We start from the raw sequence: 12,803 nt of genomic DNA, 5'->3' as shown, positions 1-12,803 counted from the left end.
GATTTGAAAGACGTAAAGGTATTATTAAAGAAGCCTAACTACCCTGTTAGCGATGAGTTCATGGAATACTTGACCAAGTATAAACGCACTACTAAGACTAGTGTGATCTATGATGACTTATTGCGCTTCAGTGGTTATATCAATATCGAGGACAGCAACGGTAACGATACACTGTGGTTACGTGTATATTATCCAGAGTTCGAGTATAAAGAGATAGAAGCTAGCCTTACTAAGATATATACCTTACTTCACTCTGATGGTGACATCGAGACACTACAGTATCTAACTATTGATCATATTGACTTTTGTTCGTTTGGAAATTCTAAGCCATTCAGAGTGAAAGTACGTAATATACTTAATGACAATATCACCAACTTCTATGTAAAGAGAGCCGACGCCTCTCGTATATATGGGCTAGAACTAGAAGAGATGCTATCACCGAATACGATGAACTATCTCGTACACAATGATACCTTAATCGAAGAACACATATTAGGTATACCTGCTGATGTATTCATCACAGATCACTTGCCGAAATGTACTGAAAGTGAAAAATCTCAGATCGCTAAAGAGTTTGTCAAATTTAATGAACGCTGTATGATCGGTCTACTAGGTGATATGAGATCCTATAACTTCGTCATCATACCTACTCATGACTTCGATCAGGTGGTCTATAGAATCAGAGCTATCGACTTCGATCAGCAGAACTATGAAGGCAACCTCAAGTTCTACCTTCCCCAGTTCTTTAAAGAGAACTACACTATCGTGAAGATGGTATTAGAAAAACTAAAACATACCTCGATAGAGCAGTATAGACGAGAAGTGAGATCTGTGATCGTAAGAAGAGTACTTAGCAATAAGGAGAGATTAGACGAACTGATACACGTGATGATACAAGATACCGTCTCTACTCCAGAGAATGTAGAAGAGTTAAAAATGTCCTTACACAAACTAACTCACGAGAAGTCTTTTAAATATTGTAACAATATGGGAGAGATACTCGAAACAGCAATAGACTTCGTAGTCAAAAACTATAAAAGCACCTTCTAAGGTGCTTTTATAGTTTATACTGTTCACTGATTCTGTACTGAGAGATCAGCACTGGTAGTGTCTTCCTATAAGGATCCTTACTTACCTTCTGCTTCGGTATAATAATAAAGTTACCTTGCTCATCGAAGCACCTCATAAAAGGATCTGACTGAGGATCAAAGTTAGGGTCTTGCCACTCATACTTATACCCCTGCTCTATATGCTCAGGAGAAGAAACTAAAAAACTAAGTACTAATCCTGTCAAAAAGCCACTCAGATGACCTTCCCACGAAATACCATTCTCTACATGAGGAAACATATACCAGACCATCCCACCATATAGCACTACGATCACCAGTGATAATGCCATCAGCCTATAATATCGTGTCTGTACCCCCTTAAAGAACATAAAACTCACTAACACATAGACTAATCCACTAGCCCCGATATGATAACTATCTCTACCTATCAGCCAGGTACCGAAACCTGATAGCAGAATACCTAAAACCAGAACTATCAAGGCTTGTCTCTTATAAAAATACTGCAACATTAATAGCAGTACGAAGAGGGCTATAGAATTATTATACAAATGCTTTATCCCACCGTGTATAAAAGGGCTAAACACAATTCCCCTCAACCCCACTACCGTTCTGGGCAATACGCCATACTCGTGTAACTCATAAAAATTATTCCAATCCATCCAATACACTCCCCATATCAGTACAACGACGAATAAGGGGAGTAAAATTAGATTAATAGATAATGGAGGTAATTTCTCTTTACTCATATATTATTTCCTTTCTCCCTAAGTGCATCTTATTATATAAGGTTCATATTTACTCCCTATACAAGTCCTATTCAAAAACACCTCTTGTTATGAAAGGCTATTATACAATGCACTCAAATTTTATATAGGTTAAATATAACTCATTTTATAACGGATTGTTTTTTCCTTCACATCATTTTAGCATAGAGACGACTATCATCCTCTTTAAAAGTATCTCTATACTGTAACCTTCTTCAAAAAAAAGCAAGTCACTTTTTAATTTATACTGCCTTATATTGGTCTAAAAGAGAGCAATGAACGATATCACTACCTGTTTTTTTTGAAAAAAGTGTCCAAAACAAGCCAATAATCCCTAAATCAAAGAAAAAAGTAATCATTTTTTTTATTCAACATAACAAATAACAACTTAAATATCAATCAATTACACAAAAAACCTTAAAAAACATAATATTTAAAATATACCATTACCCTAGTAAAATAGGGCATTGATGCAAACTCCTTCGACAATAGTAGGACAATAGGCAATAAATACTGGGAAAGAGAAGTGCTCTGTCCATGAATACTTCTTTTATACTCCACGTATTCTCCTTTAAGTAAGAATTTACATTAACATTAGCTTATGTCCAAATATTCACACTCTAACCTATAACTACTAGACCTTGCATATTCCATTATGGAAAAACATCGTTATCTAAAAAAGAGATTGTATTTTTGTGATAAGAGATTTAATTACGATAATGGAAGCACCTTTAGCAGAACGAGTACGCCCACATACACTGAGTGACTATGTCAGTCAAGAACACCTCGTGGGAGAGAATGGTATCTTAACGAATCAGTTAAAAGTTGGGTTTATCCCATCCTTAATCTTTTGGGGACCTCCAGGCACAGGCAAAACTACCCTGGCAGAAATTATCGCAAAAGAGAGCGAAAGACCATTCTATGTATTGAGCGCAATTAACTCAGGGGTTAAAGATATCAGAGAAGTAATCGAAAAGGCCAAGTCTAACAGTGGTCTATTCACTGCTAGGAACCCTATTCTATTCATCGATGAGATACACCGCTTTAGTAAATCTCAACAAGACTCTCTATTAGCAGCTGTAGAGCGTGGCTGGGTTACTCTTATCGGGGCTACAACAGAGAATCCGAGCTTCGAAGTTATCCCTGCTCTGCTCTCTAGATGTCAGGTCTACACCCTTAATGCGTTTACAAAAGAAGACTTACAACACCTCTTAGAGCGCGCTATGAGTAAAGATCTCTTCTTAAAAAAGAAAAAGATAACCCTGACAGAGACAGAAGCTCTCTTTAGAATATCAGGTGGAGATGGTCGTAAGCTATTAAACACCTTTGAGCTTATCATCAACGCTACTCATGATGACGAGATCGAGATCACCAATGAACGCGTAATGCAAATAGTACAAAAGAACACTGTACTATATGATAAGACTGGTGAGCAGCACTATGATATCGTATCTGCTTTTATCAAATCTATCAGAGGTAGCGACCCTAATGGGGCTGTATATTGGCTGGCGAGAATGATAGAGGGGGGTGAAGATGTGAAGTTCATCGCGCGAAGATTACTTATAGCTGCATCGGAAGATATCGGTAATGCTAATCCGACTGCGCTCATTATGGCTAACAATACCTTCCAGGCTGTGTCTGTCATAGGGTATCCTGAGAGTAGAATACTACTTAGCCAGTGCGCTATCTATCTAGCTACCTCGCCTAAGAGCAACTCTACCTATCTAGCAATAGGTAAAGCACAGCAACTCGTCAAACAAACTGGTGACTTATCTGTACCTATACACTTAAGAAATGCACCTACTAAACTAATGAAAGAATTAGGGTATGGCCAAGAGTATTTATACTCTCATGACTATACAAATAACTTCGTAGAACAAGAGTTTCTACCAGATGAACTAGAAGGCACTGTACTCTATGAACCTGGTGTGAACAATAGAGAGAATAGTACTCGAGAATTCTTGCGAAACAGATGGAAATTTAAATACAACTACTAAATAGAAAGACCTGCTTATAGCAGGTCTTTTAGTTCTATTAATTTCTGTACGTGATAGATCTGAGGTGTTACTCTTTCTTTTGATTGACTGTAATATATCGCATCCATTCCTACTCCTAGCGCTCCTTCTATATCAGCTAAGAAGTTATCTCCTATCATCACAGAGTCTTTCACTCCTACCTTAGCTTTATCTAATGCATAATTAAATATCTCTGGATTAGGCTTACTCACCCCAGCCATCTCAGAGTTAGTGACTGTCTGAAAGTAGCCTGATATCCCTGATCGGTCTAACTTTTTGCCTTGTACTTCATTAAAACCGTTGGTGATAATATGAAGCTTATATTTGTCTTGTAAGTAATCTAATACTTCTATAGCACCATCGAATAGATAGTTATGATTAGGCATAGCCTTTAGATAATTATCTCCTAATAGCAACATCTCTTCTGTAGTAGACTGATATCCTAGCTTAGCAAAGGTATCTCTGATTCTCCCAATTCTAAGCTCCTCTTTAGTTACCTGATTTAAACTATACTTATCCCAATACTCGTTGTTAATCGCGACATAATGGTTTAGAAAAGCCTCTGTACTAAAAGGTAATTTTAATTCTTCAATAACATCATTAAAAGCTAAAGCAGAGTTCTTCTCAAAGTCCCATAAGGTATGGTCTAGATCAAAAAAGATATCTGTCTTACTCGTTAAGCTTTTTACTCCCATTTTTTATAATCTTTTGTTTGACTTACAAAAGTAGGTATTTTAGAACTAAAACTACTTATAAAATTCCTTCATCTGCAAAGCTGTAGTAACTATACTCTGTAATGATCAAATGATCTAGTAACTGGATGTCCATAATACGTCCTGCTTCTTTAATCTTTTTAGTAATCTGAATATCCGCATCACTTGGCTTGACTTTACCGCTAGGATGGTTATGAGTCAAGATTATCCCGACTGCCTTCTGCTCTAACGCTATCTGAAATAAAAGTCTCACATCTACTACAGTGCCTGTCATCCCACCTTTGCTCAACGGGGATTTAAACTTTACTTTATTAGAATTATTCAGGTAAAGCACCCAAAACTCTTCATGCTCTAGATCGCCTATAATTGGATTAATCAATTCAAAGACATCACTGCTAGAACTTATAATAGGGTCTTCTACACGCTCACTTAGCCTCCTTCTCTGCCCTATCTCTAAAGCTGCAATAATCGCAATAGCCTTCGCTTCTCCTATTCCCTTAAATGCAGTAAGTCTTGCAATGCTCTGTCTAGCTAATACACTTAGGTTATTATTATACATAGCCAATATACGCTTACACAGCTCTACAGCAGACTCCTCTCTATGTCCTGATCCTATGAGTATAGCTAATAGTTCGGCATCACTTAAAGAGGACTTGCCTTTCAACATTAATTTTTCTCTAGGTCTATCATCTTCTGCCCATTGTTTGATCGTTATTTTCTGGTGTTCCATAGTCATTGATTTATACTTATCTATCTCACAAAAACTAAACCTAAGAGATATCTTCTATATTAAGTGTATATTAAAATGCGATCAATATTCAAATAAAAAGAGGTTATCAAGTACTGTTGTATTTGATAACCTCTTTAATAGTATAATAAGGATAGTGTATATGCTCTATTTATTCTTCACTTTTTCACTAAACGCTTGCATGTCCAAACCTCCATAGTTACCAGAACTCATGAATAACAATACCGCATTATTTAAGTCTAACTGCTCTAGATATTGTTTAAAATCAGTAGCGTTAGTATAAGTAGCTAACCCAGGTCTATTAAATGCAGTCTGCATTTGCTCTTGAGAGATCTCTGGCATATTCTTAATCTTTAGGGCATCTAAAGAGTAGAATACCACTGCTTCGTCTGCCTTAGCTAACGCGCCTTCATACTGTGATAAGAAGGCAGAGTTAAGACTACTATAGGTATGTAATTCTAGACAAGCAATTACTTTCTTATTAGGATACTGTGCCTTCACTGCTTCTGTTGTAGCGATCACTTTACTCGGCGAATGTGCAAAGTCTTTATAGATTACTGTCTGGTCTGTCTCTACTAACTTCTCTAATCTCTTAGAAGCTCCTTTAAATGATGCGATAGCTTCGTAGAAATCTTCTTCATCTATCCCCATATTCTGACAGATCCACTTCGCTCCACTTATATTACTAAGGTTATGCTTACCAAATACTTCTAATGGCATAGGCCCGTCATTCGTATCTAAATAAGTCTGCTCATTCTCGATAGTATATGATGGTGTAGTATAAGGTATCTTTCTAATCGGATTAGTAGCTTCTTCTACTAGTTGGTTTACCACAGCGTCTTCTTCGTTATATACTAAGATTCCACCATTGACTAACTTGCCTATAAAAATCTTAAACTGCTCTACATAGTTTTCGAAAGTTGGGAATACATTAATATGATCCCATGCTATACCACTTAACAAAGCGATATTCGGCTGATAGATATGAAATTTAGGACGAAGATCTAATGCTGATGATAGGTACTCATCTCCTTCTATTAGCATAAATTCATTATCAGAAGTTAGGTTCACCATTCTATCGAAACCTTCTAACTGTGCTCCTACTAGATAATCTACTTCTACGTTATGATAATGCATCACGTGTAATATCATAGAAGTAATAGTAGTCTTACCGTGAGACCCACCTATTACAACACGTGTTTTATTCTTAGAATGTTCGTAGATAAACTCAGGGTAAGAATAAATAGTCAGTCCTAATTCTTTTGCTTTTAGCAATTCTGGGTTATCCCCCTTAGCATGCATCCCTAGAATAATAACGTCTATCTCTTCTGTTATCTTCTCTGGGAACCACCCTTCTTCTTTTGGTAATAATCCCTTAGCTTCTAATCTAGATTTAGAAGGTTCAAATATAGTGTCATCACTACCTGTTACAATATCTCCTTTTGCATGTAAGGCTAATGCCAAATTGTGCATTGCACTTCCTCCGATTGCGATAAAATGTATACGCATTATATAAGTTTTTTTCTATCAATTCTATTAGTTGTAAAATTACAATTTAAATAACAATATGAAATTCTTTTTCTTTATATTACATTCAATTTTTAGCTAATAAGTCATGCAACCTGATAAATCCTATTATGAAATAAATAACCACAGAGATACGAGTCTTGTTTATTACATTATCTCTTTTGTATGCTCTGTTATTGCATTCATTATTTGTTGGATTCCTTTTATCAATTTTATCTCTAGCTTTTTTAGTCTTATAGGTCTTGCCTTTGGCATCGCATCCTATCGAAGAGCTAAAAAGGCTTTTGTCAGTACTACTATGCCCTTAGTTTCTATTATTATATCATTATTTCCGCTGGTAATTTCTATAGGTATTACATCTGTACTACTCATCTATATCAATAAATAGATACTCTATAAATATAAAAAGCTCAAGTGTCCTTGAGCTTTTTTCATTCTTAATAATTCAGTCCTAAATACTTTCTAAAGTAACCACATTCTTTAATCACTTCCTGATAATATTTCGTATCACTATAGTTAGCAGCTAACTCTGAGAAGCCATTCCACTTCTTAAACATGATATCATCTCCCCATGCTCCCATATAATAATCCTTGTTATGATAAGTCTGTACATAGAATTCATTTCGCTCAAGCTTAGCATCGAAATAAGCTAACTTTGCTTTTTCTTCTTTTGTAGTCGCATGTTGCTTAGCTATGGTATAGTATTTTCTAGCGTTGTTCATATTCAAGATACTAGATTTATTCTCCATGCCAATACTATTACTTCCATACTCATCCCAAATACTATTATAATACAATACACGTGCATTACCAAAATATGTAGCATTATAATAAGCGTTACCCACTAAGAGTGCATTGCTAAATACATCTGTACCATTAGCAATATTTGATTTCATATCTCTTAGCTTCTCTAAGAAGGATAGCTTCGTATAAATGGTAGTCTGCTTAGCTGCATGATCACAATCGTTACAGTCCTTGATCTTTCCGTTAAATGGATTACCTAAAAGTGTAGCTGTATTATACATCAACACGGTGTACTCATCGTTATAAGTGTTCTTCTTCTTGATAGGCACAGCCTTCTTCATTTCTACAATAGCCTCATCTATCTTATCTTCATAGAATAAATGAATCGCTCTACTCTCATAGATATCACTTAGATTATATTGATACAAAGAAGTGAATAGCTGCTCTATCTCTGAATGATTCGTTTTTAGCAAGAAGCTCTCCATAGCATTAGACTGTTTCTTTTCTTTATAAAAAGCTACACCTTGAGAGTTTAATATCTCTGCCATGATAGCATTGCCTTGCTCTTTATAAGTAGCTGATAAAAACTGTCTAATCCAACTTGCCGCATACTCATATCTAAAAGGATCACTATAGTCATTCTTCACTAGCTCTGTATATACCCATTTTAGTTCTGGCAATAGTTTTTCTTCTGTATTCTTATCTAACTTTTTGACTTGAGATACTGTATTAATCAAAGCAAACAATCTGATTTGTTCTGCCAATAATTTGTCTTCCTTTTTAGAGTAACTACTAGCTTCTTCTATCTGTTTAGTGGCGTTCTTATATTCTCCTTGGAAGATATCCATATATCCTGCAGCTAACTTCCACAGTACAGGATTAGCTACTTCTTGTGGTTTATCTGCTACAGACTTTATCCACTTCAGTGTATTCTGATCTATCTTCTTCTTAATCGCCTTGAAATACTCATCACGAGACTTAAAACTACTTTCTGCAAATACATTGACTTCTTGTTCTTGCATATTCACCCATCTCGTCAAAATATAGTCTATATGAGGGCTCTTAGAGTTGACCTCATAAGCGCGTTTCATGGATTCACCTAGATCATCATAGTATCCCATGATAGACCATATAGCTGCTTTCACATCTCTGTCGTCTGTATTCTCTACTATTTTTGTAATAGAAGCTTTATCAAGAGGCTTAAAGTTATACAAAGCTACTTGACGCATAGAAGGTTCTCTATCAAAAACAGTAGCGTATAAAAGGTTTGACTTCGCAAAATTAGCTTGTTCATAATATGCTCCTGCTACATAAGACATCGCTCTATAATACAGTGTATTCTGAGGTTGACTACTCGCTGTAGATTCAAAATAAGCAATCACACTACTCTTATCTGCTGAGTAGAACTTAGCTTTCATCACTTGAAACCACATTCTATTCGCAAAAAAAGTATCCTTCTTATCCATCTTCTCATAGAAGCTCTGCACTTTATTAGCGTACTCTGTTGGCAATTGTTCTTTTACTTGCTGTTCATAGTTCCAATACTCAAACTCTTGAGCTGAATATTGTTCTACTGTTTTCGCAAAGTTTAGAAAGTTAATAAAGTTCTCTACTTTCTTATTCTTTAAGTCTAAGTCATAGATACTACTTCTTTTTTTCCCTTTTCTCAGTTCGCTATGTATAGTATACATCGTGTCCATCTCAAACTCATTAGACACTAAACACTCCTTCACCACATCAGCTGGTACAGCATTGCCTAAATATTGTGTCCATTCTTTAACAATATCCTCATTATACATACCAGCGTTATACATATATGCACCATCATAGAACTTCTCATAAGGTGCAAAAAACAAAGGCTTGTATGAGTTATCTACAAATGCTTCTGGTGTAAAACTTGAAACAGAGGAATAACTCCACCACCCATCAGCACATCCGTATGAGTACACACCTGCTCCTAACAGCAGTGATAAGCTACTCGCATACAACAATCTTTTTCCAAACTTCTTTTTCATAATAAGGGATATTTCTTGAATTTAAATCATATAGTATAATTTCAGAGGGGCACTTCCCACTTGCCTTCTCTAAGTCTTTTTTCATTTCTAACAACTGCTCGCTAGTAGTCGTTTCTACTTTTATCTGATCGCCGACTAAAAACAACTGTCCAAAATACATTCCTTCTTTTGTCACACTATATCTAGTCTCATCTATTCTTTTAAAAGCACTTATTTTATCCACTTCATCTGTACGAACTCTACTGATTAAGCGAACAACTTTATTAGCTCTAGTATGTACTACCCATGAATAGATAGGAAAAGCATACTTCAGCTCTAAAGGGTAATCAGCTAACGCCCCTATATATTTGCTTCCTATATTACGGTCATAAATAGAGTTCAACGAATCTGCTGAGATAGTCCCCATATTATAATACATCAGTACGCCATAGTCCACCTTTGGGATTCCTGTCTTAGCAGCGTATTTCACTTGGTGCAGTCTAATCGTAGATGACACCTTCCACTGGCTTTCTTTCTTAATCGACTCTATTAACTCAAAAAAAGAATCCTTACTCTTCAAGCTCCAATCACAGTCTAGCTGTATCTCACTTATCTGTATATGGTTGTGTTTATTAATTTGATTGATATAGTCTATTATCTTTTTTGACAATTCTCTATCTACCTTAGTATTCACTAAGACTTCATTCTTTATATATACAACTGGAACAATCTCTAGATTAGGAATAGAATCTTTAAACAGTATAGGTCGTATAGGTATAGGAGAATTACCTTGTAGTCCAATATCAAAATAGCGAATATAAAGCTTGTCCACTTCTAACTCTTTAAGCGTAGTTCTTTCTAGTGAGTCTAACTGAAAGTTAGTTCTCCAATAGTAAAAAGACAACTTCGTCTGCAAGTCCTTATCTCCCTTAGAGCCACAGCCGACCAATAATATTAAACAGATAAATAACACATACTTTTTCATGATGTAAACTTAATTCACGAAACATTTATGCACAAAAAAAACGCCTAAATAATTTAGGCGTTTTGTGAACTTTAACTAAATGAACTATTTTACAATAGTCATCTCGTCTACAATATGTTTAGCGTCAGCGAACTTATCTATAATGAATAGTACGTAACGAATATCTACGTTAATTGTACGTTGTAATTTAGGGTCATAAATAACGTCTCCTGCCATCGCTTCGATGTTACCATCAAAAGCAAGTCCAATCAACTCTCCTTTTCCATTTAATACTGGAGAACCTGAGTTACCTCCTGTGATATCATGATTAGTCAAGAAGTTTACAGGCATGTGTCCAGCTTTATCAGCATACACCCCATAATCTTTCTTATTATATAAGTCGATTAGTTTTTGTGGTGCTTCGAACTCTTCGTCACCTACTTTATGTTTAGCAACTGTACCTTTTAAAGTAGTAAACCAGTTCTCTGCAGCATCATTTACTTTATTTCCTCTTGGTAGATCTTTTACAGTACCATAAGTTAAACGCAAAGTAGAGTTTGCATCTGGATAGTATTTACCTGTAGGATTACTTTTTTGTACTCCATCTACAAATAATCTATATGCCTTTTGGAACTTATCTTCTAATGCACTTACATTATCAGGCATAGCTCTATAGTAATCCATAATAGCTACAGATAACTTCAACATTGGATCACGAGAAATAGTAACTCCTTTAGGATCTGCTAAGAACGCATCGATAGCTTCTTGATTAGCAAATACACTTTTTTCAAAGATTTCATCTACATACTTTTCAAAATCACCATTGTACTCTTTGTTGATTTCTGCTACATAAGGAGCAATTGCATATCCTGTAGATTTAGTTGCATAAAGAGCTAATTGCTTAGCTAACATTTCTCTTTCTAATGGCTCATAAGTACTACCATAGATACTCTTAATGTACTCTTTAAACTCAGGTAACATCTCAGCACGTTTCTTATCATCACCAGCAGCATACGCTTCCATACCACCAGCTAAACGATATGGCGCAGCTACTAAATTAGAAGTACGCAACATTGTCATTAAGTAATTATCATGACGAGACTTCTCATTAGTCGCTTTGTACCATGCGTTAATATCAGCTATTACATTTCCGTATTTAGCAGCGTTCTCTTTTTTAGACGCCCATTTATGGAAATCTTTTTCCGCTTTTGTTTTAGTTGCTACAGTCTGATGTTGAGTCAATGCATCAATCATACCTTGACGGTTCTTCCAGTAGTTTGCTACACCTGCATATTTAGAGGCATAGTTAAGACGTACTGCATCGTTTGTAGCCATGTATTTCTTCATTACATCCATCCCTAACTTAGATCCTTCAACCCAAGCTGGATAAGCGAACTTAATATTTTGCTCTACTCCTTGTGCAGGCATCCATCTATTTGTACGTCCTGGATATCCTAATATCATAGAGAAATCACCTTCTTTAATACCTGTGATAGATACTGGTAAATGGTGTTTAGGAACCATTGGTACATTATCAGCAGAGTACTCTGCAGGGTTACCATCTTTATCAGTATACACACGGAATAAAGAGAAGTCACCTGTATGACGTGGCCATTCCCAGTTATCAGTATCCCCTCCATATTTACCAATACTATTAGGAGGAGTTCCTACTAAACGAACATCATTGTAATCTTGGTATACGAAGTAATAGAATTCATTACCTTGAAAAAATGATTTTACAGAAACAGTGTATTTACCATCTCCATCATTTTCTTTTTGAACCTTAGCGATCTCTTGGTTGATTGCTTTCTCTCTTTCAACCTCAGACATCTTATCATTAACAACACTTAAGATACGCTTTGTTACATTGTCCATTCTCACAAAGAAACGAACAGAAAGACCTTTAGCTGCTCTCTCACTAGCTTTGTCTTTTGCCCAGAATCCATTCGTTAAGATATCATCTTCTGGTGTAGATAATTTAGCTATTTTATCATATCCACAGTGGTGGTTAGTCAATACCAAACCTTGGTTAGATATAATCTCTGCTGTACATCCACCATCAAACTGTATAATAGCATCTTTCAACGAATGATTATTGATACTATATATCTCTTCAGATGTCAACTGTAGTCCCATCTTCTCCATATCGCGTTGGTTTAAACGCTCTATGAACATTAAGAACCACATCCCTTCATCAGCTTTTACCGTAGTAGGTATCGCTAATATGAATGCAGTTAAAAATAAAACGATTTTTTTCATATTAA

9 protein-coding genes are annotated in these 12,803 nt (G+C 35.7%); 2 read left to right on the top strand and 7 right to left on the bottom strand.

Features of this window, described 5'->3' with window-relative positions; translation table 11 throughout:
• The first annotated feature begins 3 nt into the window (after positions 1-3).
• Positions 4-1,050: a hypothetical protein gene (locus HX049_RS10860; RefSeq protein WP_041894044.1), complete on the top strand. Its 1,047-nt coding sequence runs from the start codon at positions 4-6 to the stop codon at positions 1,048-1,050.
• A 7-nt stretch (positions 1,051-1,057) separates the two neighbouring features.
• Here HX049_RS10860 and HX049_RS10855 read toward each other — a convergent pair whose 3' ends face one another.
• Positions 1,058-1,816, bottom strand: a complete 759-nt coding sequence (locus HX049_RS10855; protein ID WP_286415817.1) for a rhomboid family intramembrane serine protease — start codon at positions 1,814-1,816, stop codon at positions 1,058-1,060.
• A 737-nt stretch (positions 1,817-2,553) separates the two neighbouring features.
• Between HX049_RS10855 and HX049_RS10850 the strand changes: the two genes are divergently transcribed.
• Positions 2,554-3,831 (top strand): replication-associated recombination protein A, encoded by a 1,278-nt coding sequence (locus tag HX049_RS10850; protein WP_286415832.1) that lies wholly within the window; start codon positions 2,554-2,556, stop codon positions 3,829-3,831.
• A gap of 14 nt (positions 3,832-3,845) precedes the next feature.
• Here HX049_RS10850 and HX049_RS10845 read toward each other — a convergent pair whose 3' ends face one another.
• From HX049_RS10845 to HX049_RS10820, 6 genes are all read right to left on the bottom strand, one after another.
• Positions 3,846-4,544: a YjjG family noncanonical pyrimidine nucleotidase gene (locus tag HX049_RS10845; protein ID WP_286415816.1), complete on the bottom strand. Its 699-nt coding sequence runs from the start codon at positions 4,542-4,544 to the stop codon at positions 3,846-3,848.
• Between the two features lie 55 nt (positions 4,545-4,599).
• On the bottom strand, positions 4,600-5,292 hold the full coding sequence (gene radC / locus HX049_RS10840) for a RadC family protein (RefSeq protein ID WP_286415815.1): 693 nt from the start codon (positions 5,290-5,292) through the stop codon (positions 4,600-4,602).
• Between the two features lie 165 nt (positions 5,293-5,457).
• Complete coding sequence (locus HX049_RS10835; protein WP_286415814.1) at positions 5,458-6,819, bottom strand: UDP-N-acetylmuramate--L-alanine ligase; 1,362 nt, start codon at positions 6,817-6,819, stop codon at positions 5,458-5,460.
• Between the two features lie 455 nt (positions 6,820-7,274).
• Entirely contained in the window at positions 7,275-9,596 is a 2,322-nt protein-coding gene (locus tag HX049_RS10830) for a hypothetical protein (protein ID WP_286415813.1), read from the bottom strand.
• Positions 9,556-10,560 carry a hypothetical protein gene (locus HX049_RS10825; RefSeq protein WP_286415812.1) on the bottom strand — a complete coding sequence of 335 codons (1,005 nt, stop codon included), beginning with the start codon at positions 10,558-10,560 and terminating at the stop codon, positions 9,556-9,558. The genes HX049_RS10830 and HX049_RS10825 overlap by 41 nt, the downstream gene beginning before the upstream one ends.
• Before the next feature lie 84 nt (positions 10,561-10,644).
• Positions 10,645-12,798, bottom strand: a complete 2,154-nt coding sequence (locus HX049_RS10820) for a S46 family peptidase (RefSeq protein ID WP_286415811.1) — start codon at positions 12,796-12,798, stop codon at positions 10,645-10,647.
• Positions 12,799-12,803: the final 5 nt, after the last annotated feature.

The sequence above is a fragment of the Myroides odoratimimus genome (assembly GCF_030326305.1).
Classification (GTDB): Bacteria; Bacteroidota; Bacteroidia; order Flavobacteriales; family Flavobacteriaceae; genus Flavobacterium; species Flavobacterium odoratimimum_A.
The sequence above is the reverse complement of the archived record's forward strand: the minus strand, read 5'-3'. Positions and strand labels throughout refer to the sequence as shown.